The sequence below is a fragment of the Flavobacterium collinsii genome (assembly GCF_946903285.1).
GTDB classification, from domain to species: Bacteria; Bacteroidota; Bacteroidia; order Flavobacteriales; family Flavobacteriaceae; genus Flavobacterium; species Flavobacterium collinsii.
In genome coordinates, this window is the sequence record NZ_OX336425.1 from 146,119 (window position 1) to 168,524 (window position 22,406).

Sequence of the window (22,406 nt, forward strand, 5' to 3'; positions counted from 1 at the left end):
CTAGGACGCTGAGTAAAAAACTTAGAACCTTAGCTCCTTAGTAGCTCAGAACCTCTTTTTTAACAATGATAATCATCCGGTTCAATATGAATCAGAACATTGCCTAATTGTGGGATTTTCTCTTTTAAGGTATCTTGCAGTTTGTGTGATAATTCGTGTCCTTCTCTCACCGAAATCTTAGCCGAAACAATAGCGTGAAGATCTACATGATATCGCATTCCTGCCTTACGAATAAAACATTTTTCGGTACCAAGAATACCAGGAACAGTTAAAGCCTTTACGCGGATTTCTTCGACTAAATCATCATTCAGATTTTCGTCCATAATCTCACCCAATGCTGGTCTGAAAATTTTGTAACTGTTGTATAAGATAAAAAAAGCAGCAAAAAGTGCCGCCCAGTCATCTGCTGATTCATACCCTTTCCCCATAATCAATGCGATCGAAATTCCACCAAATGCCGCAACAGAAGTAATTGCGTCACTGCGATGGTGCCAGGCATCTGCTGCCAATGAAGAGCTATTCGTCTGTTTACTTCGCTTCATCACCAAACGAAACGAGTATTCTTTCCATATAATAATAGCTCCCAGAACATAAAGCGTCCAGGACTTTGGCAAATCGTGGGGTGTCTGAATATTAGCGATACTTTCATATCCAATAATTGTGGCGGAAGTAATCAAAAAACCAACCACCAAAAACGTGATTAAAGGTTCTGCACGACCGTGTCCATAAGGATGGTTCTCATCTGCAGGTTTATTAGAATATTTGATTCCGAATAAAACCAAAAAAGACGAAAATATATCAGTCGTAGATTCAATTGCATCGGCAATTAAGGCATAAGAATTGCCAAAAAAACCTGCCAGCCCTTTTAAGATGGCTAAGCAGGTGTTTCCTATAATACTGAAATAAGTAGCTTTTACAGCTTTTTGTTCATCTGTCATTTAGACTATTTTTTTTCGCCACGAATTTCACGAATTACACTAATTTCAGATTTTAAAAATTAAATACCACAAATTTTATTTTAAGAAATTTGCGTAATAAAACACGATCTTAATATTTGTGTAATTCGTGTAATTCGTGGCTAACCTTTTTTTACGCTCTCACGATTTTTGCTCCAATTGCTCTCAAACGCTCATCGATACGCTCGTAACCACGGTCAATTTGCTCGATATTTTGGATGGTACTTGTGCCTTTTGCTGAAAGAGCGGCAATCAACAATGAGATTCCTGCACGAATATCAGGAGATGACATGGTTGTTGCTTTCAATTGAGACTCAAAATTATGTCCCATAACCACCGCTCTGTGCGGGTCGCATAACATAATTTTTGCTCCCATATCAATTAATTTGTCAACGAAAAACAAACGGCTTTCAAACATTTTCTGATGAATTAAAACGTCGCCTTTTGCCTGTGTTGCCACAACCAGAACGATACTCAATAAATCAGGAGTAAATCCTGGCCAAGGTGCATCGGCAATTGTTAAAATAGAACCATCAATATCTGTTTTTACTTCGTACCCATCTTTATGAGCAGGAATGTAGATATCGTCATTGCGTTTTTCAATAGTAATACCAAGTTTTCTAAAGGTGTTTGGAATTAAACCTAAATTTTCCCAGCTTACATTTTTGATTGTAATTTCGCTTTTGGTCATAGCAGCAAGACCAATCCAGGAACCGATTTCAATCATATCCGGAAGAATTCTGTGCTCGCATCCACCAAGACTTTCAACACCTTCGATAGTCAATAAATTCGACCCTACTCCGGTAATTTTAGCTCCCATAGAGTTCAGCATTTTACACAATTGCTGTAAGTAAGGCTCACAGGCAGCGTTGTAAACAGTAGTTTTTCCTTTAGCCAAAACAGCAGCCATAACAATATTTGCCGTTCCGGTTACCGATGCTTCATCCAGTAACATATCTGTTCCGGTAAGACCTTCTGCCGGAGACTCAACTCCATAAAAATGATCTTCTCTGTTGTATCTGAATTTTGCACCAAGATTAATAAACCCTTCAAAGTGAGTATCTAATCTGCGACGTCCAATTTTATCCCCTCCTGGTTTTGGAATATACCCTTTACCGAAACGAGCTAAAAGTGGCCCAACAATCATAATAGAACCACGAAGCGCCCCACCTTCTTTTTTGAAAGCCTCTGTTTCTAAATATCCAACATTAACTTCATCTGCCTGAAACGTAATCGAACCCGGCTCATTTCGTTGAATTTTAACTCCTAAATTACCCAGTAAAGTGATTAGTTTATTAATGTCAATAATATCGGGAATATTATTAATTCTCACCTTATCTCCTGTTAGAAGCACGGCACATAAAATTTGTAATGCCTCGTTTTTTGCTCCTTGCGGAGTGATTTCTCCTTTTAAAGGAATTCCTCCTTCGATTTTAAAAATTCCCATATTTCTTTTTTAGGTTCTGAGTTACTGAGGTTCTAAGGTTCTAAGTTTTTCTTTAAAAAAGACTTAGCAACTTAGCTTCTTAGATACTTAGCAACTTTTTATATTTAGATTCTGAGTTACTGAGGTTCTGAGGTTCTAAGATTTTTTTGAGAGAAAAAACTTAGCTCCTTAGCTTATTAGAACCTTAGCCCCCTTTCTTTTACTTCTGATTATTATTTTTCTGAAAAGGCTTAGCTTTCCCCGGACCTTTGTTGTTTTTATTACTTTGGATTTTTGGCTGTCCTGCCGGTGTGATTTTATTTGACATACGTTTATTGGTACGCAATAAATCCGTTGTATTTAAAAGCTCTTCTGAACTTTGCAATAAATTGATTTTACCTCCTGACAACTCATACAGATGCTCAAAAATCACATCATCTTTAACAGTATCTTTGTTCCAGCTTAAATAAGACTTTTTCATGTGATTGGCAATTACCAATACCAATGCATTTTTCATCTCGCCATCCTCCCATTTATTAGCAACATCTATCATATATTTGATATTATTACCATAAAATCTGTATTTTGGAAAATTCTGTGGATACTGCAAAACATCAGGTTTCAACTGCAGGACATCGCGAGACGGAATTGGGTATGGCGAATCAACATTCAATTTAAAATCAGACATAATAAAAAGCTGATCCCATAACTTGTGTTGAAAATCCGGTACATCACGCAAGTGCGGATTCAGACTTCCCATTACCTGAATAATGTATTTTGCCGCTTTATTACGCGTTTCAGCATCTTCAATTGCGGTAGCCTGATCTATCAGTTTTTGCAAATGACGACCGTATTCTGGAATGATTAATCGTTGTCTTTCAGAATTGTATTCTAAGTTAAAAACAACATCATTCGCGACTTCTTTTCTATATTTTTCGTTCATAAGTTATAATGAAACTATACCTTCAATGGTAGAAACTTCTTTGTATTTGCTAATCACTTCGTCAGCACTATGCATGGTAACATCAACTGAAACACTGGTAAACTTACCAGTTTTCGATTTTGTTGTTTTGATAACCGCACCCATATTGTTAAAAGCTTTTTCAACTCGCTCTACATTATCGTCTATTGAAGGTACAATGAATTTATATAAGTATTCTGCTGGCCAAGTATTTGAATTATCTAACTCGACTTTTAATCTCTCGTAAAATTCAGCGGTGTTTTTTTCTTTATCGTTCTCCATTCGTAATTAAAAATAAACGCAAATATACGATTTTGATTTCAGACTTTTGATTTTAGATTTTAGATTTTTTTCAGACTTAAAACTTTGTTTTAAAGGAGCAAAGTTACAGAGGTTCAAAGGTGCAGAGAAAAAAACTTTACAACATTATCTCTATGTCAAATTTCATCTTATATTTGGGAATTCATCACAAAGAAATTTGCTCACAAAGTCACAGAGTCGTACCGTTTTAAACTTAGAACATTTTCTTTATGACTCTCCAGAATTGAACAACAATCCAATGAAAAAAATCATCATCTTATTTTTTACTATTCTCACTTTTCACCATATTCAGGCACAAGAAGTTAAAACCATGACTTATTTCCAAAATGACACGATCAAACTGGATTTAGACTTATACTTACCTCAAAAGAAAACAAACGAAAAAACACCTTTAATCCTTTTTGCTTTTGGCGGAGGATTTTCTGGCGGAGAACGTACAAGCGAAAAAGACTTCGGAATGTTTATGGCAAAAAACGGCTACGCAGTTGCCAGCATTTCATACAGTCTATACATGAAAGAAAAAGATTTTGGCTGCAAAGGAACTTTAACCGAGAAAATAAAAGCAATTCAAATTGGCGTTAGTGATATGTGGCAGGCCACTTCGTTTTTAATTCAGCATGCGAATCAGTACAATCTCGACACTTCCAAATTCTTTGTTTCCGGAATCAGTGCGGGTGCCGAAATTGGTTTTCATGCCTCTTTTTGGGATTACAAACTCATGAATTTATACGCCGGCAATTTACCCGAAAATTTTAAATACTCCGGTTTCATTGGAGGCTCCGGAGCCATTATGGATATTAATTTAATCACCAAAGAAAAAGCAATCCCAATGTTACTGGCGCACGGAAATATCGACACAACAGTTCCTTATAGCGCAGGTTCACATCGCTCCTGCCCGACCAATGCTTCAGGCTGGTTAATTTTGTTTGGGTCCTATGCGGTGTACAACCAAATGAATGACCTTCATAAAGATATTGAACTTATTACATTCTGTGGCGGTGGGCATGAATATTCCGGCTACCTTTTTCACGACGGAAAACAATATGTTCTGGATTTTGTAAACGATGTTTTAAAGAAAAAGAATTTCACATCACATATTATCATTCCTTCAAAAATGAAAGAGATGAGTTCCGGAAAATATTTATTTTGCAAGTGAGTATTTTAGGCAGGGGTAACGAAAATTAACCCACTAAAAAACTGCCTTACCTGGCAGATCGAAGTAAAACCCCTTTATCCTTTCCCTTTAAAAAACCCAATATCATAGCGAGTAGCAGGATCTTTATTTCTTAAAATTGCGAAATCGTCCGCTTAAGGCAAAATAATCTTTTTAAATACCAATAAGTTTAGGTAAATTTGCGCTTTATTTTTAGAAAGTGCAAAAACAAATCATAGTTCTCATTGGTGGCCCGGGAACGGGAAAATCTACTCTTATCAACGAATTGGTAGCTCGTGGCTACTGCTGTTACCCTGAAATCTCAAGACAAGTTACACTCGAAGCACAACAAAGAGGCATCGACCAATTATTTTTGGAACAACCTTTATTGTTTAGCGAAATGCTATTGAATGGCCGAATTAAACAATTCGAAGACTCGCTTGAAGAACCTGACAATGTAGTTTTTATCGACCGCGGAATTCCTGATGTTGTAGCCTATATGGATTATATCAATGACGATTACCCGGAGAGCTTTGTAAAAGCCTGTGAGGATTTTAAATATACTAAAACATTTATTTTACCACCTTGGGAAGAAATTTACGAAAGCGACACAGAGCGCTACGAAAATTTTGAACAGGCACAAAAAATTCAGAAACATCTTGTTGATACCTATAAAAAATACGGCTACGATTTAATCGAAGTACCTAAAGATACGGTTGAGAACAGAATTCTTTATATCTTAGATAAAATTTAGGCATGTTTTAAAGTTGCAAAACTAGAAACTGATTTCTAAATTTTTTAACTTTAAAACAGGACCAATGCCAGAAGCGCAAGAAATTCTTTTAAAATACTGGAAACACGACAGTTTTAGACCGTTACAAAAGGAGATTATTGACTCCGTTTTGAATGGTCAGGACACTTTTGCATTACTCCCCACAGGCGGAGGGAAATCGATTTGTTTTCAGGTTCCGTCTATGATGAAGGAAGGCGTTTGTTTAGTCATTTCCCCTTTGGTTGCCCTGATGAAGGACCAGGTAGCCAACCTACAGAAACGTAACATCAAAGCGATCGCGCTTACAGGAGGCATACATACCGAAGAAATTATTGATCTTCTCGATAATTGCCAATACGGAAATTACAAGTTTTTATACCTCTCTCCTGAAAGACTACAATCAGACTGGATATTGGAACGTATTAAAAACCTTCCCATTAATTTAATTGCAATCGACGAAGCCCACTGTGTTTCACAATGGGGACACGATTTTCGTCCAGCCTACCTCAAAATTTCAGAACTGAAGAAATATTTTCCAAAGATTCCTTTTCTGGCTCTAACAGCAACCGCAACCCCAAGAGTCATTGAAGATATCAAAACAGAGTTAGGACTCAAAGACCCCCTCCTTTTTCAGCAATCTTTTGAAAGAAAAAACATTGCTTATATGGTCTTCGAAGTCGAAGACAAACTGTACCGTACCGAACAAATCTTAAAGAAAAATCCGCAACCTTCTATTATATATGTACGAAACCGAAAATCTTGTCTAAACCTATCAACCCAACTCCAATCATTAGGATTTACCGCAACTTACTACCATGGAGGGCTTTCGTCTAAAGAAAAAGACAAAAACATGCAACTGTGGATGTCTGAACAAACGCAGGTTATCGTAGCCACCAATGCGTTTGGAATGGGGATCGACAAAGACAATGTAAAAACGGTTATTCATACACAGCTACCCGAAAACTTAGAAAACTATTATCAGGAATCCGGAAGAGCAGGACGAAATGGAGAAAAAGCATTCTCGGTATTACTTTTCAACAACTCAGATGCGAACCAGACTGAACAACAGTTTCTAAGTATCCTGCCTGACAAGAAGTTCCTAAAAACCATGTACATAAAACTCTGTACTTATTTTCAAATCGCTTACGGAGAAGGTTTAGACGATTCTTTTTCTTTTAAACTGAATCATTTTTGCCACAAATATGACTTCCCTACTTTAAAAACATACAATGCATTGCAATTTTTAAACCAGCAGGGAATCATTACCATGTCACAGGAATTCTCAGAAAAAATCACCTTGCAATTCTTAATTGAATCAAAAGAAGTGATTCGCTACATGAGCCTGAACCCAAATGACGAAGAAATCATATTAGCGATCTTAAGAACTTATCCCGGAGTTTACGAAATGAAAACTCCTTTCAATCTTTCACTGATTGCAAAAAAATCACAGCATACGGAAGAACAGGTTTCCGCCCTTTTAGAAAAACTAAAAGAAAAAGAAATCATCGAATATAAAGCCAAAAATAACGACGCAACTATATTATTCAACGAAGTCCGCGAAGATGAGTTAACCATAAATCGCGTCTCAAAATACCTTGAAAAACAAAACGAACTCAAAAAAGAACAGCTTTCCTCTGTTCTATATTATATAAAAGAAAACAAAACCTGCAAAAACCGACTGATCCTGGATTACTTCGGAGAAGAAACAACCGAAAACTGTGGCGTTTGCTCCTATTGCATTACTCAAAAGGGAAAAATTACCGAAGCCGATTCGATTGCCGATAAAATTCTGCATTTACTAAAATCAACCGCTTTGACTTCCAGAGAAATTCAAACTCAGATAAAACTGGACACCAATGATATTATTCTGGTGCTTCAGGAATTATTAGAAAACAATCATATCACCGTACTGGCGAATAATAAATACACTTTAAAATCATAATGGAAAAATTGAGAATTATTTTCATGGGAACTCCGGAATTTGCTGTTGGCATTCTGGACACCATTCTTAAAAACAATTACGACGTTGTTGGCGTGATTACTGCAGCAGACAAACCTGCAGGACGTGGACAAAAAATAAAATATTCCGCAGTAAAAGAATATGCACTGGCGAACAACCTCACCTTACTACAACCAACAAATCTAAAAGACGAGAGCTTCTTAGCCGAGCTAAAAGCCCTGAATGCCAATTTGCAAATCGTGGTTGCTTTTAGAATGCTTCCAAAAGTAGTTTGGGAAATGCCAAGTTTAGGAACATTTAACCTTCATGCTTCTCTATTGCCAAATTACCGTGGTGCAGCCCCTATTAACTGGGCAATTATTAACGGAGAAACCAAAACCGGAGTTACAACATTCTTCATAGATGACAAAATAGACACCGGAGCAATGATTCTAAATTCGGAAATCGCAATTGAACCGGAAGAAAATGCCGGGCAACTACACGACCGGCTTATGTTATTAGGTAGCGAAACCGTGATTGAAACTTTAAAGGTGATCGAAAACGGAAATGTGAACACTACCATCCAGGAAGATACTGCCGAAATTAAAACCGCCTACAAACTAAACAAAGAAAACTGCAAAATCGACTGGACAAAATCAGGAGCCGAAATCAACAATCTGATTCGTGGCTTGAGTCCGTATCCGGCATCCTGGTGTTTCCTAAAAGACAAAGAGGAAGAACAAAGCATCAAAATATACGAGGCAAAACTACTTTCCGAAACACATTCACATGAGACAGGAAGCCTGATTTGCAGTAAAAAAGAAATAAAAGTTGCTGTTCAGGATGGGTACATTCAAATTTTAAGTTTACAGTTGCCGGGAAAAAAAAGAATGCAGGTGACAGAATTGCTAAACGGCATCACTTTTTCAGATACGGCAAAAGTCTATTAAGCTCAATAAAACAGGGGTTTCTACCTGATTTTGACCCACTAACGTCCTGCTTTATGAACAAAAAAAGCAAGTTATTAACAATTTTTGCTAAAATTAAAGAAAACACTTGCAAGGAACGGATTTCCTACTAAATTTGTGTATTAACAATTTTTTTTAACCAACAATTAATAACTAATATTATGAACAAATCAGAATTAATCGATGCTATCGCTGCTGATGCAGGAATAACAAAAGCTGCGGCAAAATTGGCTTTAGAATCATTTTTAGGAAACGTAGGAGCTACTTTAAAAAAAGGTGGTAGAGTTTCGTTAGTAGGTTTTGGATCATGGTCAGTATCTGCTAGAGCTGCTAGAGACGGTAGAAACCCACAAACTGGAAAAACTATTCAAATCGCTGCTAAAAATGTTGTAAAATTCAAAGCTGGAGCTGAATTAGAAGGTGCAGTGAACTAAGTAAGAAAGTTCTCTAAACTTATAATATAATCAAAACCTTCCTTATGGAGGGTTTTTTTATGCGGTTTAACGATTTTATTTGGGATTTTAGAAATTTTATGATTAAATTTAATAAAAATTGTAGCCGTATGATTTCAGAAAAATTAAAAAAAGGACACCTGCTTATTGCCGAGCCTTCGATAATTGGAGATTTATCATTTAATAGATCGGTAATTTTATTAGCAGACCATAACAAGGAAGGATCAATAGGTTTTATCATTAATAAACCTTTAAAGTACACTATTAATGACTTAATACCCGAAATTGATGCCACTTTCAAAATATATAACGGAGGTCCTGTTGAACAGGATAACCTTTATTTTATTCACAATATTCCTGAACTAATCCCAAACAGTGTTGAGATTTCTAACGGGATTTATTGGGGAGGTGATTTTGAATCAACCAAAGACTTAATAAACGACGGATCTATCAGCAAAAATAACATTCGTTTTTTCTTAGGGTATACTGGTTGGGACGAAAATCAGCTTGAGAATGAAATGCAGGGAAATTCCTGGATCATCACCGATAATAGTTATAAAAACAAAATTATCGGAAAATCGACCACCCATTTTTGGAAAGAGCAAATCATTGAACTTGGAGGCGACTATGTTATTTGGTCAAATGCACCTGAAAATCCATATCTGAATTAATTTTCAGAAATGGATTCATTTAGTTTTTGCACTAATACATGAGCCAAATTACTATCAAAATCTTTTTTTCGATATTTGGTTATCGGCTGTACCCCCATGATTACATTAGTCAGAAATAATTCATCTGCTTTTTGAAGATCAAACGGCGAAATTATTTCCTCTACTACTTCTATGCCTTCTACTTTTTTAGCCAAAGTTAAAACCTGTTTGCGCATTATTCCATTTAGGCAACCTTCAGAAATTGGCGGAGTGATTAATTTTTTACCCACAACCATGAACAAATTTCCTTGTAATACCTCAACTACATTTTTAGTATCATTTAGTAAAACACAGTTGGCCAAACCATTTTCATGAGCAAAAATACTTCCAGTCACATTTATCATCTTATTTGTCGTTTTAATAGACGATAATAATTGTTTGGTCACATAGAAGTCCTTATACAAATCCACCTCGTAATCAGCTGTATTTAAAACATATAAAGCGTTATCAAGTGGAGTCGCATGAATCAAATAGGAAACCTCATTCGTTTTAGGCAAATAAAGTCCACCTTCTTTTCTAAAAACTGTAATTCTGGCTCTGGCAGACGCCTGAATACCTTTTTGCTGCGCTAGGCTTAAAACCTGCTCTTCAAAATATTCCATGGTAAAATTCATCGGAATCTCCATTCGAACCACTCGCATAGAAGCCATTAATCGGAAATAATGATCTTCAAGGAACAAGATTTTATTATTGACAATTTTTACTGTTTCAAAAACACCATCTCCATATAAAAATGCTCGATTTTGAGTTAGTATATTATCTTCTTCTGCTATTATAGTTCCGTTAAAATTGATCATAAAAAAACCCTGAATTTTGTTCAGGGCAAATATAAGGCATAAAATAGAATTTTACTAAACAGATCCAATAAGATGTTTCAAATCTGAGATCTGATTCTCCCACAATTGTTTAGCTTCTCCTACTTCTTCTTTTTCAGCAAAATCGACTACCATTAACGACACATCTTTGGTTAGTTCATCAACCAGAATATGCAGTTCAAAAAAATATTCTGTGTCTTTACTACTTTCATCCACCCATTTGAATTTGACTTTTTCACCTGTTTTTTTGGAAGCCAAACGCGCTTTTTCCTGCGAGTCATTCCAGATAAAAGTAAAGAACTCACCTCTTGAGTTTACATTATCGGCGAACCATTCTGATAAACCTGAGGGTGTTGATATATATTGATACAATAATTGTGGCGAAGAATTGATCGGGAACTCTATTTCGTAACGTATTTTTGAATCCATGTGCTACTTTTAATTTTTTTGGAAATATAAGAATATATGTCCAAAAACAATGCATTTTTAAAAATATTTTTTTTTCTTCATTTTATGCTTGCAACAATTAATATTATTTCTATCTTTGCACCCGCAATGAGGAACACGGTTCACTTGCAATCTTGGCGAGGTAGCTCAGTTGGTTAGAGCGCAGGATTCATAACCCTGAGGTCACGGGTTCAACTCCCGTCCTCGCTACAAAAAACAAACCCCTAATCATCAACTGATTAGGGGTTTTTATTTAAAACCAACCCCTTCAAAGTAAGGAATTGGAGCGAGTAATTTTAAAAAAAGCACCTACAATTCGAACAATATAAACAATACGGAAGCAGACTTCAGACTCTGTACAACTTTTTTTTCTTAAGAAAAAGCATACAGTCAAGTTAGAATAGTATTTTGCCAACTAAATCATTTATAAACCATATGGATATAGTTAAATTTAAAATCACGTCAAAAACAATAAAAGTAGAAGTACGTAATTCAAATAATTATGTTTTTAATTTTAATACTGCTTTAGAAATCGAAAAAGAGGACAAAGAGGTTTTATTAAGACTTTATAATGCATTAGATCTTCTTTTTAAAAAAGAAACTCCTACTGAAGCAAAAAACTATATCTCACCCAATCAAACCAATATATTGGATCAGATTTCGGCTGCTGACAATCTGGAAGAAGAAAAATAAAACATCGTTAGTTTTCCTGAACATGATTAAAATTTAAAAAAGAAGAGAAAATCTCAAAGTTTTGAGATTTTCTCTTCTTTTTTACTTCTAAGACTCCCACATCCTGACAAAAATCCATTATTTCACTCGCCCTATCTTAAGAAACAAGCTGCCGAAATCTTTCCTTGGAAATCTCTAATCCATTTGAAAACTCAGAAACGACGTTTCCCAACTCTCCTCTAAATCAAAATCAGGTATTTCTACTTAGTGTACTAATGCATTAAAAAACGATTTTTGTCACGGAATACGTAAAACCGTAAGTTATTCTCTAAAAACTAATCTAATTTAGCCAAAGAATAAAGAATATAATCACAAAAAGAAAATTATAACACATTTAACCAAAAAATTAAAACCAAAAAAAAAGAACCATGGAAAATCTTTGGTGTTGGCGTTGTAAAATGGAAGTTCCTATGTTACACACAGAAGAATACCTAATTGCAACCAAACTCTATCGTGATGGCTTTGAACAAGGAAAATGTAATATGACCAGGACAGAGCGATTCAGTGAACTTCTTGATTACTATAAGCAATTAACCGGATTTAAAGAAACCAACCCTAATGCTATTATGCATCACCGGATTGAGCTTTACGGCCCACCTTGCGAAAGTTGTACAAAACCTTATCGAACTCCACATGCAAAATTCTGTGCTGCCTGCGGACACAAAAGAGCGGCCGCTGTAACCAACTGCATCCACCCTTCCCCTTCTCCTTCTCCTTCAATAAAAGAAGAACAAAAGTGGTGGCAAAAACTGCTGGTTCCAATTAAAGTAAATCACCCTGCACCTGCTCTCTATTCTTTAATTACAAAACTTCACTTAAATTTATAGAAGACAAAAGAATGAAACTCAATTGTAAAATCCATTTTTAGTTTGCTAAAAGTGGATTTTTTTATTTTCAGGTCTTTTTATTTGTTTTTTTAATGTCAAAAATGCGTTAAAATACCTTACCGACAGTAATTTTTCGACAATTAAAAATACTTTTGTGAGAACAAGAACTAAGTGATTCTTTCATCACAAATCAGTAACCGGAAAACACAATGGTATGGATTACGAAAAATTCATCTTCTGCCTCGAAGGTGTTCCTGACGTAGAAAACAGCACTGTTACCCAGGTGGTAAAAAACCTGGAAGAAATAGCTATCGATCAAGGTATTGCCAGCATTTACAAAACCTGCGATACGATTGAAAGCTTAGAAGAGAGCCTGAACGTGTTACTTTATGAAGACCATAATTTTAAGGATTATGAGATTATTTATTTAGTAATGCCGGGCGAACCTAACAATATCTGTCTTCATGATTACTATTACAGTCTGGAAGAAATTGCAGAGTTGTTTGAAGGAAAGATGAAAGGAAAGATTATTCATTTTGCCAATTTAAAAGTACTTGATCTAAACGACGACGAAGCACAATACTTTTTAGATATTACCGGTGCAAGGGCTATTTCGGGCTACGGCTCTACCTATAACAAAATAGCCAGCTGCAGCACAATCGATAAAGCTTTCTTTAGTTTGTATCAGGAAAATGATGATCTCACAGAAGTCGTAGAAGAACTCTATCAAAAACATTATGCTCTGTGCAAATTACTCGATTTTAGACTGTATTACTAAATGATGAAAAACAAGACAGCCGGAACGATAAAAACATACGGTGCAAAAGGATTTCGGGAAAAGTTTCTGGGACTGGAAAATCCAATACAACTGTTGTTCAGATCGAATTCTGATCATTTTTTTTGTTTAAAAACAGAAGAAATGATGCAGCTTCGTTATGCCGTCCCTCCTTCAAAACACAGCTGTCATACTATAATTTTCGTAACCTCAGGAGTTCATTTTGTAAAAATTGGTTTCGAGGAATACCAGACCCATCCCAATGAAATGATCATCGTTCCTGCCGGGCAGATTTTTTCTATCGAGCACATTAACACCAAACACGTTGGTTTTATTTGTCAGTTTCATCCGGATGTTTTAATCGGGAAGTACGGCAACAGCGAAATGTTAAATGATTTTGATTTTCTTAAAATTGGAGGCAATCCTAAAATCGCAATCTCTGAAGACAACTTTCATTTCATAGTCAATCTTTTTAATCGCTTACAGGCAGCCTATCTTGAACCCGAAACCAACAATTCTGACATTGTTCAGGCTTATTTAATAGCTTTGTTTTTTGAAATGAATAAAAATGCCCCTAAAGCATCCAAGAACAGTACTGCTGCGGCTGTTATTGCTGCAAAATTCAAAAAACTCATTTACGAGAACATCAAAACACAACATCAGGTCAATTATTACGCCTCTTTGCTAAATGTTACGCCCAATCATCTAAACAAATCCGTCAAATCAGCAACTGGCAAGCCTGCAGCCAAATGGATTGACGAGACCATTTTGACCGAAGCAAAATATCTGCTCTATCAAACTACTCTTTCTGTAAGTGAAATCGCAATGCAGGTAGGACATGAGGATCATTCTTACTTTAGCCGTTTCTTTAAAAAACATGAAGGAATTACTCCCATTCAATATCGAAAATTGATTGATAAGTCCTAATTATTGCCTTTTACATCCTATAAAATTGGAAAGCTTTTTTTGAAATTTGTTCCGTAAAAAAAAAGCAATTTTATGATCTACGTTTTCAAAACTTCAATTGATACAAAATCAAAGCTGGAACTCGCGAATGCATTACTTGATGAATTACTGCCAAATGCGATATGGAATTTTGACCTGGAGGACTGCGACAATATATTAAGGATCGATAGTGAAGCTGAAATAACCGAAAAGATTCTCAAAAACGAAATTTTCGACTGTATCGAATTAGAATAAAACTGCATTTCCCCAATCATTACCCTTCACTCTCAATTTATTATTATTATTATTATTATTATTATTATTATTATTATTATTATTATTATTATGGAAGCCGCTTTACATCAAAACAAAACCTTTGACACGATTGATTATTCTGATCAGAAACTATCAGATAACGAATTTGTAAACTGCGATTTTATCAACTGTAACTTTTCCAAAAGCAATTTTACCTCTATTGATTTCTCAGATTGCACTTTTAATAACTGTAATCTTTCACTCGCTATACTTAAAAATACAGGTTTTAAAAATATCAAATTTATTGGCTGTAAATTAATGGGGCTCGATTTCAGTGCCTGTAATAGTTTTTTGTTCTCGATGTCTTTTCAGGACTGCCTTATTGATTATTCTACTTTTATCTACAAAAAGCTAAAGAAAACCAATTTCGTTGAGTGCTCTTTAAAAGATGTCGATTTTTCAAATACTGATCTATCGCAGACCGTTTTTAAAAACTGCGATCTTGCAAATGCCACTTTTGTGGAATGCATTTTGGAGAAAACCGATTTTAGAACGTCACGAAATTATGCTTTTGACCCCTCAGAAAATAAAATCAAAAAAACTAGAGTGTCTCACGCCGCACTTGCCGGTTTATTAGAAAAGTTTGATCTGGATATTGAATAATTTTCCTCATTATCTTAAACAAAAAAGGGACATCATTGATTTGACATCCCTTTTTATAAACAACCTTTGAACTAACTATGGCCTCCATTGCGGATCTCCAATTTTTTTATCAATTAGAACTTGATTTTTAATGGTAAAATTTCCTGCAGCGCTGTTTACAAACTGAGGATCTAAAGTCCCGTAAGTTCCTGAAGCATCATATTTTACTGCCGCTATACCAGCCGTATGCAGTGCAGTCGAATTAAAATAATTATTATTTAAGAACGTTGGCGCTGTAGTTGAAGCCTGATTGGTATACATTGCCAATGGTGTATCAAAAAGTGTGTTGCGAATTGTGGAAGAATTACTAGCAAAACGCACATACAAAATTCGATTCGAAGCGGTCATCGCTTTATTTGAAATGGTACAGGCATCTACCAAAACGGTCGTTGTTAAACCTGTTCCCGTAATATTAAGCGCATTATCGATACGGATGAAATCCCTGCCCGTGGCACAATTATTAAAAGTACTGTTTCTAAGGATAAGCGATGCCAGATGCGAGGTTCTGAAATCGATACAGTCGCCCTGAACAGTCAGAATATTGGTGACCACAGTATTTTCAACCGTTACCGACGCAATTTTAGTAATACCGGTCGCTGTTTGCGTTATAAATGATTTTACAAAATCATGAACATTACAGCCACTAATTAAAAGCGCCCCGTAAGCCGTACTTACGTCATTGTATTTAACCGCATCACTTTGGGTTTTATCTCCGTTAAGATCCAAATCGATTAAACTTACCGTTGTAGCTCCCGCATTCAGTGTAAATTTATTATGAAGCAAGGGTTTATTATCTGTTCTTAAGCCTCTGATCGTAACTGGTTTGTTCAGAATAATTTCACCAATATAAACATTGTATTCCCCAGGCATCAATACCAATACAGCTCCCGGATTTGCAGCTGCAATTTTCGCATTCAAATCGTCTGTAGGTTTCACCAAAATACCCGTTCCAATATCAATTCCTGTGGTAAAAGTAACCACTCCTCTTTTTTTAGCTCCGTTAAACAAAGTAGCGGTATAGGCCGTTTCTCCTGTAAGTCCGGTAACTATCGCTGCACCGGCCGTTTTTTCAGCAGCCGTAATAGTGTGTCCAATCCCACCCGGACCCGCAGTAATTTGGGTAACCGAACTGTTAGGCGTCCATCTTAACGTCACTTGTTTCGCTTCGATATCGGCAGGCTGCACAGGGAAAAAGATTTGCTCCGTTAATGTTGCTGCAGTTGTTACAGACCATTTCGAATCGACAAGTCCTGAAGCACTTACCCCTTTAACTCTTATCGAATAAACCGTTTCCCCTTCTAACGCCACTTTTACCGGAAGTTCTTTTGCGGTAACATTAACTGTTTTGTAAATTGTTTTGAAATCCGGATCATCAGCACTGAATTCTACCGTATAATGATCAACATCTTCCTTAGCAGTCCAGTTTAATTCCACCGTGGTTTGATTTCTCACTACCGCTTTCAGTTCTATTGGAGAAAATACTCTATTTGCTCCTATATCTTCCAGCACTGCTTCATTGTAACTTTCGCAACCGGCAATTACCAATAAAAACATAGCCAGCAATCCTTTAAATATATCTTTTGCGTTCATAATTCTAAAACTATAGTTTATTTGTTAATTGTTTTTAGTTTCCGAAAACCCAGTCATTTACTAACTGACCATTGCTTCCGTCAATAAACGTTTGCCAGATAGGCCAAAATTGTCTTTTATCAGGATTCACTCCGGCTTTGTACAATGTGGTTATTTTATTGTCCTCCAGTTTATCCCAGCTTTTTGAAGTGTAATCAGCACCCTGCGCCTGTGTTTCACCACGGTTCAGCCCGTAAACTTCCAATGTCGTATTATCTGCTTTGTATTTGTAATATAAGGTCAATGGCACAGTAGCATATTCATCGCTGCGCGCTTTCAGACGTGCCATTTTAACTTTAGCCTCGTCTAATTTTGTTTTCAATAAATTCCAGCGAATCAGTGCAAATTTGCGTTCCATCTCTCCCGTAAATTCATATTTATTTTCCTCGATAATAGCATTCATCATGGCTTGTTTGCTTGTAAAGCTATCTACATACGCATCTACTTTTACAGCTTGGCTTCCGGAAGCAAAAGCTCTGCGGCGAATTTCTTTTAAATAAACAGCAGCTGATCCAGGCCCTTCTAATTCGTTTGCGGCTTCGGCAGCAATTAAAAGTACCTCGGCATAACGCATATAAATTTTATTCACACCATCATCATTTGGTGCTGTAACAATACGGTTCATCCACTCAAAACGATATTTACCAAAATACCAGGTTTGTAAATCTGTAAGTTCCTGTTTTGCTTTACCATTTACTGCAGCTCCCCATTTGTAAGGAACACAGGTAACATCTCTGCGGCTATCAGCCTGATCGTAGTCATAAAAAACAAAAGGTAATGGCCCGTTCACTCCTCCTTTATTTGTTCCCATCTGCTGAAACTGATCGACAGCATCATGACGCACCGCAAAAGTAAATAAGACTCTCCCTCGTGTAGCTCCAAAAGGAATTTCCCAAAGAGATTCTCCTCCTGCTGCGATATTTTCCTGATTGTATTTTCTCCATAAACCTTCAAAAGTCGGTTCTAAATGTGCAGAACCACTCGCAATTACAGAACGACATTCGTCTAACGCCAGTTTATACATAGTGCCTACCGAAAGCGCAGGATCTGTACTTCTTCTCACCCCATCTGAATATTGCTGAAAACCACTGGCCGTCATAGCCAAACGAGCTCTAAGACCTTTTACGAAAGCCTTGTTAATACGCTCTGTACTTGTTGTTGCTGCAGTCTCATTAGGCCATGCCACCAAGGTTCCGGCTTCACCCAAATCAGCGATTAATTGCTTGTAAATTTCATCACGGCTCGCTTTAGGCACATAAATAGTCGAAGTAGAAACAGGTTCAAAACGAGCAGGAACGTCTCCCCAATTTCTTATCAGATCGACATAATAAATAGCACGCAAAGTCAATGCCTCTCCCAACAACTGTCCCATCTCGGTATTCGGTAATGGATTACCATATTTACGCAGACCTCTGATACACAAATTCGCACGCTCAATTCCTTCATACATCATTGCCCACGCATTTTTTGGAGAGTTCATTTCAGTGTTATCAGCCTTGGCATCGTAAACCACCAAATCAGATTTAGCATTGTCACTCGAAGATGCTAAAAGCCATTCTGTATCGGTATTTAATCCCTGATAGGTCAAAAGTCTTCCTCTGTAAGACTGTTCCTCTCCAAATGATACTTTTATTCCATCAACAGCTCCCTGCGCTAATCCGGCCGTAGAAAAAATAAGCTGTTCGTCTAATGTTGATTGTGCAGGAGTATCAAAGTATTCCTCTCCTAAATCCTGACAAGAAGTCAACAGACCTGAGATTATCAATCCTGCTATTATTACTTTATATTTCATTTTGCGATAAGTTTTAAATTAGAAATTAAGGTTTAAACCAAAAACCAACTGTCTGCTACGCGGATAAGCTGAATAATCAACTCCCGGTGTTAACGGATTGCTTCTTTTTGTTGACACTTCAGGATCCGGGCCAGAATAATTTGTAATTACAAACACATTAGTTGCCGTAAAGTAGAACCTTAACTTACTTACGCCTAGCTTAGACGTTAAAGCTTGTGGTGTACTATACCCTAAAATCAAAGTATTCAGCCTAAGGAAGGAGCCATCTTCTACTGCCCAGTCCGTAAACATAAATTTCTGCATGTAAGGAGACCACATTGTGGTGTTGGCATTCAACGCCTCTAAAACCGTAGGATCTGTTATCAATTGTCCAGAAGTTGGATCTAAATTTGTCCATCTTTTACCATCAGCCATTTCAGTACTTAAATTTTTGTACTGCCCATTTCTATTTGAAGTTGAAAACTCAGCTTTATTGGCGTTGTAAATATCATTTCCAACACTCCAGTTGAAAGCAGCAGAAAGATCAAAACCATAAGCATTTGCATTAATGATTAAACCTCCTGTGTTTTTAGGATTAGAATTTCCAATCACTTTTTGATCGGATGCAGTAACTTTATTGTCGGCAGAGCCATCTGCATTTTTCAACTTCATCATTCCCGGCTGTAAAGCTCCTAGAAGGCTACTGGCATCGGCAACACCTGCTTTTAAAGTGTATTTGCCCCCCACATAATCAAAGTCTGAAACTTCGTAGCGCCCGTCATTTTGGTAGCCGTACATTAGGCCTATTGGAGAACCAACATTTACCGCATAATCGCTTCCAACATCCGTAGATGCCCAGTTGGTATTTTGTACAAAATTGTCCATTACACCAAGAGAATTAATTTTATTTTTATTAAACCCAACATTCACAGAAAAACTTAAACCAAAATTCTTCTTTTCGATAGCTATAAAATTCAAGGTCGCTTCAAAACCAGAATTTTGCGTTTCCCCCATATTTCTAAACTGCGTTTTATACCCTGTACCACCAACTGGAAATTCAATCAATAAGTCCTGCGTTACATTTTTATACACATCAAAAGTCCCGTTTAAACGATTTTTAAAAAATCCAAAATCAAAACCAATATTTTGCGTTACGGTAGTTTCCCACTTCAAATCCGGATTAGCTAAAACGCTTGATGGAGACCAATAGCTGTCAAACCCATTTATAAAAGAATTTGTACTGGACAGATAACTCTGAACCGTTTGACCAACTGGAATATTATTATTCCCTGCTTCACCATAACTCAGTCTTAATTTAAGAAGACTCAGCCAAGAAGCATTTTTTAGAAAATTTTCTTCAGAAATTTTCCATGCTGCTGCTGCTGCCGGGAAATATCCCCAGCGGTTGTTTCCTAAAAACCTACTGGAACCATCGGCACGAAAAGAAGCCGTTAAAAGATAACGATCTTTGTAATCGTAATTTAAACGTCCAAAAAACGACAATAATTTATCATCAGGGCTGTAAAAATTATCAACTGAAAAAGGAGTTCCCTGAGTGGTTAATTTCTTAGCCTGATCCAAATCAAAGAATTTAGGATAATTTAGCATTGTTGTTGTTACTTTGTTTGAAGTCGTAGTAATCATTTCTTCTCCCAAGAGTCCTGTCAAATGATGGTTTTCTCCAAGAATATTTTTGAAATCATAATTTAAGGTATTCGCATTTCTAAAACGGACATCTTTACGATCGCTCATCACCATACCCGGTTTTCCAGCTCCAATTTTAGCCGTGCTTGAGAAGTAAGTAGAAGAACCATAAAAACGATAATCGGAATAATTGGAATTATCCAATCCTAAATCACTTTGAAATTTTAAATCTTTAGTTAGTTTCCACCCAAAGCTTCCTAATAAATTGTAATTTTTTCTGGTCTGCTGACGGTCATTATCCGTTACCGCTAAAAATGGATTTACCAGATAGCTGTTCACAGACTGATCATCATTATCTGTAGTTAATCCCGGCATCGGAATTGGCGCATAACCCACACTATGACGCAAACGGCTATCAAGCGATGAGGCCTGATTTTGATCGTTCGCACCTCCACCATTCACATTTGTATCCGAGTAACGTACTGTAAAACCAAGATCAATTTTATCACTTGCTTTATTTTTTAACGCCAATGAAAGGTTGTTTCTTTTAAAATTCGAACCCACCATAATAGCTTTCTCATCGTAGTATGCGTAATTAAAGTTATAGCTCAGTTTTTCATTCCCTCCGCGAATTCCTAAATCACGGCTGTTTACTTCACCACGACGGCCATAAATCTGCTTTTGCCAATCGGTACCTTTTAATCCGTTGTACAAATCACGATCCTGCCAATTGCCAAAATACTTCGTATAAGAACTTGGATTGGTCATAATAGTCTTATCTGTTTGATCCAATAAAGCATATTCGTATTGCCATTTCACAAAATCATCCACCGGAAGAACATCAATTTCTTTAGCCATGGTTTTCATACCATAGAACATATTATAGCTCACCGCCATTTTTCCGTCTTTACCTGTTTTTGTCGTAATAATAATAACCCCGTTTGCTCCTCTGGATCCATAGATTGCCGTAGAAGAAGCATCTTTCAATACGGTCATCGATTCCACATTAGAAGCAGCAATATCGCTCATGCTGTTTACCGGAAAACCATCCACTATAATTAAAGGCGAAGCATCTTGTGTTAGAGACCCGCCACCACGAATTCTGATTTTAATATCAGCATCCGGTGAACCCTCGCTCGAAGTAACCTGAACTCCGGCGATTCTACCTGTTAAAGCTTCGGCTATATTAGAAACCGGAACTTTCTTCAAATCATTTCCTGAAATGGAAGAAACTGCTCCTGTCAAATCTGATTTCTTAACTGTTCCATAACCCACTACAACAACCTCATTTAAAGCATTTGAATCTTCGGTTAGAACAATGTCTACTTTCGCTTTTCCGGCAACATTGATTTCTTTGGTTTTAAAACCTATAAAAGAATACGTTACTATCGCTTTGGGATTGCTAAGTTTTAATTTGTAACGTCCGTCAAAATCTGAAGAAGTTCCGTTTTTTGTTCCTTTCTCTAAAATATTAACACCTGGCAATGTGAGTCCTGCAGCGTCTTTAACGGTTCCTTCAAGTGTAATACTCTGAGCATTCATTTGATTGCTTGCCAGTAAGCACAATAAGAAAACAACTGCAAAGCAACAATTTGCTCCTTTGTTAAATAAATCTTTAAAATTCATGGTTAATTGTTTAAGTTATTAATTGTTTAAGTTATTAATTGTTTATTCTAAGTGGTTATTTAGTTTTTATCACGCTACTCCTTTTTTACTGATTATCAAAGCCTATTTTCTTTTTCAACAGCCTCTATTTCGAGCTGTTTTTGACCTTTCAAATAACGCATTTTTTTAACATTTAAAAAATTTGTAATCGATTACACAAACTTAAATATTTTTTTGACATAAAAAATTAAAATTCCTAAAAATTTCCTAAAATAAATAAAATATGAAAAATATAATTGCTTTTTTATGTGACATGTGCAATTTAATCTCTGTATAAATATTAAATATATTTTTATTTTTTCAATAATTGTTACGATTTCATAAAAAAAACAATCGATTACACGACAACTCGTTATCATATTATTAAGTTTCGTTTTTACATTCAGCGATGAGCTACTTGTCAAAAAAATACTCCAAGAAACTGCTCAACAAAAACGGATTTTAATACTCGGGAAGCAATATTCCGCCTACAACGAAATCCGATTCTTACAAAATATAAATACAGCATACCACTACGATGCTCTGGATGGATTAAAAGTAA

At 36.2% G+C, this 22,406-nt stretch carries 21 protein-coding genes and 1 tRNA gene; 13 read left to right on the plus strand and 9 right to left on the minus strand.

All coding sequences use genetic code 11. The features are described from left to right. Positions 1 to 59 precede the first annotated feature (59 nt). The 4 genes from OGZ34_RS00695 to OGZ34_RS00710 form a co-directional block, all read right to left on the minus strand. Positions 60 to 938 carry a cation diffusion facilitator family transporter gene (locus tag OGZ34_RS00695; protein WP_173965248.1) on the minus strand — a complete coding sequence of 293 codons (879 nt, stop codon included), beginning with the start codon at positions 936 to 938 and terminating at the stop codon, positions 60 to 62. Positions 939 to 1,089: 151 nt separating this feature from the next. Next, a complete protein-coding gene (gene murA, locus OGZ34_RS00700) occupies positions 1,090 to 2,403 on the minus strand; it encodes a UDP-N-acetylglucosamine 1-carboxyvinyltransferase (RefSeq protein ID WP_173965247.1) in 1,314 nt (437 codons plus the stop codon). 199 nt (positions 2,404 to 2,602) lie between these two features. Next, entirely contained in the window at positions 2,603 to 3,325 is a 723-nt protein-coding gene (locus tag OGZ34_RS00705; RefSeq protein ID WP_173965246.1) for a DUF4290 domain-containing protein, read from the minus strand. A gap of 3 nt (positions 3,326 to 3,328) precedes the next feature. Further along, positions 3,329 to 3,625 (minus strand): DUF493 domain-containing protein, encoded by a 297-nt coding sequence (locus OGZ34_RS00710; RefSeq protein WP_263361857.1) that lies wholly within the window; start codon positions 3,623 to 3,625, stop codon positions 3,329 to 3,331. A 277-nt stretch (positions 3,626 to 3,902) separates the two neighbouring features. On the opposite strand from OGZ34_RS00710, the gene OGZ34_RS00715 reads away from it, so the two are divergent. The 6 genes from OGZ34_RS00715 to OGZ34_RS00740 all read left to right on the plus strand — a co-directional run bounded on the left by OGZ34_RS00715 (position 3,903) and on the right by OGZ34_RS00740 (position 9,619). After that, complete coding sequence (locus OGZ34_RS00715) at positions 3,903 to 4,820, plus strand: carboxylesterase family protein (RefSeq protein ID WP_263361858.1); 918 nt, start codon at positions 3,903 to 3,905, stop codon at positions 4,818 to 4,820. A gap of 217 nt (positions 4,821 to 5,037) precedes the next feature. After that, positions 5,038 to 5,571: an AAA family ATPase gene (locus OGZ34_RS00720; protein WP_173965243.1), complete on the plus strand. Its 534-nt coding sequence runs from the start codon at positions 5,038 to 5,040 to the stop codon at positions 5,569 to 5,571. A gap of 64 nt (positions 5,572 to 5,635) precedes the next feature. Then, positions 5,636 to 7,531, plus strand: coding sequence for a RecQ family ATP-dependent DNA helicase (locus tag OGZ34_RS00725; RefSeq protein ID WP_173965242.1), 1,896 nt, complete (start codon positions 5,636 to 5,638; stop codon positions 7,529 to 7,531). After that, positions 7,531 to 8,478 carry a methionyl-tRNA formyltransferase gene (gene fmt / locus OGZ34_RS00730; RefSeq protein WP_263361859.1) on the plus strand — a complete coding sequence of 316 codons (948 nt, stop codon included), beginning with the start codon at positions 7,531 to 7,533 and terminating at the stop codon, positions 8,476 to 8,478. Before OGZ34_RS00725 ends, fmt begins: the two co-directional genes overlap by 1 nt. 179 nt (positions 8,479 to 8,657) lie before the next feature. Continuing rightward, positions 8,658 to 8,930: an HU family DNA-binding protein gene (locus tag OGZ34_RS00735; protein ID WP_017498096.1), complete on the plus strand. Its 273-nt coding sequence runs from the start codon at positions 8,658 to 8,660 to the stop codon at positions 8,928 to 8,930. A gap of 128 nt (positions 8,931 to 9,058) precedes the next feature. Further along, positions 9,059 to 9,619, plus strand: coding sequence for a YqgE/AlgH family protein (locus tag OGZ34_RS00740; RefSeq protein ID WP_173965240.1), 561 nt, complete (start codon positions 9,059 to 9,061; stop codon positions 9,617 to 9,619). On the opposite strand, the gene OGZ34_RS00745 is transcribed toward OGZ34_RS00740, so the two are convergent. Next, on the minus strand, positions 9,616 to 10,455 hold the full coding sequence (locus OGZ34_RS00745) for an aminotransferase class IV (RefSeq protein WP_263361860.1): 840 nt from the start codon (positions 10,453 to 10,455) through the stop codon (positions 9,616 to 9,618). The genes OGZ34_RS00740 and OGZ34_RS00745 overlap by 4 nt on opposite strands. 54 nt (positions 10,456 to 10,509) lie before the next feature. After that, on the minus strand, positions 10,510 to 10,902 hold the full coding sequence (locus tag OGZ34_RS00750) for an START-like domain-containing protein (protein ID WP_026727620.1): 393 nt from the start codon (positions 10,900 to 10,902) through the stop codon (positions 10,510 to 10,512). Between the two features lie 154 nt (positions 10,903 to 11,056). Between OGZ34_RS00750 and OGZ34_RS00755 the strand changes: the two genes are divergently transcribed. The 7 genes from OGZ34_RS00755 to OGZ34_RS00785 all read left to right on the plus strand — a co-directional run bounded on the left by OGZ34_RS00755 (position 11,057) and on the right by OGZ34_RS00785 (position 15,117). Then, a tRNA-Met gene (locus OGZ34_RS00755) sits at positions 11,057 to 11,130 on the plus strand. Between the two features lie 225 nt (positions 11,131 to 11,355). Then, on the plus strand, positions 11,356 to 11,613 hold the full coding sequence (locus OGZ34_RS00760) for a hypothetical protein (RefSeq protein ID WP_173965238.1): 258 nt from the start codon (positions 11,356 to 11,358) through the stop codon (positions 11,611 to 11,613). A 449-nt stretch (positions 11,614 to 12,062) separates the two neighbouring features. Further along, entirely contained in the window at positions 12,063 to 12,479 is a 417-nt protein-coding gene (locus OGZ34_RS00765) for a hypothetical protein (RefSeq protein WP_263361861.1), read from the plus strand. A gap of 214 nt (positions 12,480 to 12,693) precedes the next feature. Beyond that, positions 12,694 to 13,257: a DUF6642 family protein gene (locus tag OGZ34_RS00770; RefSeq protein ID WP_173965236.1), complete on the plus strand. Its 564-nt coding sequence runs from the start codon at positions 12,694 to 12,696 to the stop codon at positions 13,255 to 13,257. Beyond that, a complete protein-coding gene (locus OGZ34_RS00775; RefSeq protein ID WP_246253183.1) occupies positions 13,258 to 14,181 on the plus strand; it encodes a helix-turn-helix domain-containing protein in 924 nt (307 codons plus the stop codon). It begins immediately after the preceding gene. Positions 14,182 to 14,253: 72 nt separating this feature from the next. Further along, positions 14,254 to 14,454, plus strand: coding sequence for a hypothetical protein (locus OGZ34_RS00780; RefSeq protein WP_263361862.1), 201 nt, complete (start codon positions 14,254 to 14,256; stop codon positions 14,452 to 14,454). Between the two features lie 90 nt (positions 14,455 to 14,544). Next, positions 14,545 to 15,117, plus strand: coding sequence for a pentapeptide repeat-containing protein (locus tag OGZ34_RS00785; RefSeq protein ID WP_173965234.1), 573 nt, complete (start codon positions 14,545 to 14,547; stop codon positions 15,115 to 15,117). 75 nt (positions 15,118 to 15,192) lie between these two features. Here the strand turns inward: OGZ34_RS00785 and OGZ34_RS00790 are convergent, their stop codons facing one another. The 3 genes from OGZ34_RS00790 to OGZ34_RS00800 are packed head-to-tail and all read right to left on the minus strand — an operon-like array spanning position 15,193 to position 21,826. Then, complete coding sequence (locus tag OGZ34_RS00790) at positions 15,193 to 16,746, minus strand: fibronectin type III domain-containing protein (RefSeq protein WP_263361863.1); 1,554 nt, start codon at positions 16,744 to 16,746, stop codon at positions 15,193 to 15,195. Between the two features lie 34 nt (positions 16,747 to 16,780). Then, positions 16,781 to 18,577: a RagB/SusD family nutrient uptake outer membrane protein gene (locus OGZ34_RS00795; protein WP_263361864.1), complete on the minus strand. Its 1,797-nt coding sequence runs from the start codon at positions 18,575 to 18,577 to the stop codon at positions 16,781 to 16,783. 18 nt (positions 18,578 to 18,595) lie between these two features. Continuing rightward, entirely contained in the window at positions 18,596 to 21,826 is a 3,231-nt protein-coding gene (locus tag OGZ34_RS00800) for a SusC/RagA family TonB-linked outer membrane protein (protein ID WP_263361865.1), read from the minus strand. Positions 21,827 to 22,406: the final 580 nt, after the last annotated feature.

Coding starts and splice junctions, on each gene's coding strand:
- OGZ34_RS00695 (WP_173965248.1), bottom strand. CDS start 938: ATGACAGATGAACAAAAAGCTGTAAAAGCTACTTATTTCAGTATTATA.
- murA (WP_173965247.1), bottom strand. CDS start 2,403: ATGGGAATTTTTAAAATCGAAGGAGGAATTCCTTTAAAAGGAGAAATC.
- OGZ34_RS00705 (WP_173965246.1), bottom strand. CDS start 3,325: ATGAACGAAAAATATAGAAAAGAAGTCGCGAATGATGTTGTTTTTAAC.
- OGZ34_RS00710 (WP_263361857.1), bottom strand. CDS start 3,625: ATGGAGAACGATAAAGAAAAAAACACCGCTGAATTTTACGAGAGATTA.
- OGZ34_RS00715 (WP_263361858.1), top strand. CDS start 3,903: ATGAAAAAAATCATCATCTTATTTTTTACTATTCTCACTTTTCACCAT.
- OGZ34_RS00725 (WP_173965242.1), top strand. CDS start 5,636: ATGCCAGAAGCGCAAGAAATTCTTTTAAAATACTGGAAACACGACAGT.
- fmt (WP_263361859.1), top strand. CDS start 7,531: ATGGAAAAATTGAGAATTATTTTCATGGGAACTCCGGAATTTGCTGTT.
- OGZ34_RS00735 (WP_017498096.1), top strand. CDS start 8,658: ATGAACAAATCAGAATTAATCGATGCTATCGCTGCTGATGCAGGAATA.
- OGZ34_RS00740 (WP_173965240.1), top strand. CDS start 9,059: ATGATTTCAGAAAAATTAAAAAAAGGACACCTGCTTATTGCCGAGCCT.
- OGZ34_RS00745 (WP_263361860.1), bottom strand. CDS start 10,455: ATGATCAATTTTAACGGAACTATAATAGCAGAAGAAGATAATATACTA.
- OGZ34_RS00750 (WP_026727620.1), bottom strand. CDS start 10,902: ATGGATTCAAAAATACGTTACGAAATAGAGTTCCCGATCAATTCTTCG.
- OGZ34_RS00760 (WP_173965238.1), top strand. CDS start 11,356: ATGGATATAGTTAAATTTAAAATCACGTCAAAAACAATAAAAGTAGAA.
- OGZ34_RS00765 (WP_263361861.1), top strand. CDS start 12,063: ATGTTACACACAGAAGAATACCTAATTGCAACCAAACTCTATCGTGAT.
- OGZ34_RS00770 (WP_173965236.1), top strand. CDS start 12,694: ATGGATTACGAAAAATTCATCTTCTGCCTCGAAGGTGTTCCTGACGTA.
- OGZ34_RS00775 (WP_246253183.1), top strand. CDS start 13,258: ATGATGAAAAACAAGACAGCCGGAACGATAAAAACATACGGTGCAAAA.
- OGZ34_RS00780 (WP_263361862.1), top strand. CDS start 14,254: ATGATCTACGTTTTCAAAACTTCAATTGATACAAAATCAAAGCTGGAA.
- OGZ34_RS00785 (WP_173965234.1), top strand. CDS start 14,545: ATGGAAGCCGCTTTACATCAAAACAAAACCTTTGACACGATTGATTAT.
- OGZ34_RS00790 (WP_263361863.1), bottom strand. CDS start 16,746: ATGAACGCAAAAGATATATTTAAAGGATTGCTGGCTATGTTTTTATTG.
- OGZ34_RS00795 (WP_263361864.1), bottom strand. CDS start 18,577: ATGAAATATAAAGTAATAATAGCAGGATTGATAATCTCAGGTCTGTTG.
- OGZ34_RS00800 (WP_263361865.1), bottom strand. CDS start 21,826: ATGAATTTTAAAGATTTATTTAACAAAGGAGCAAATTGTTGCTTTGCA.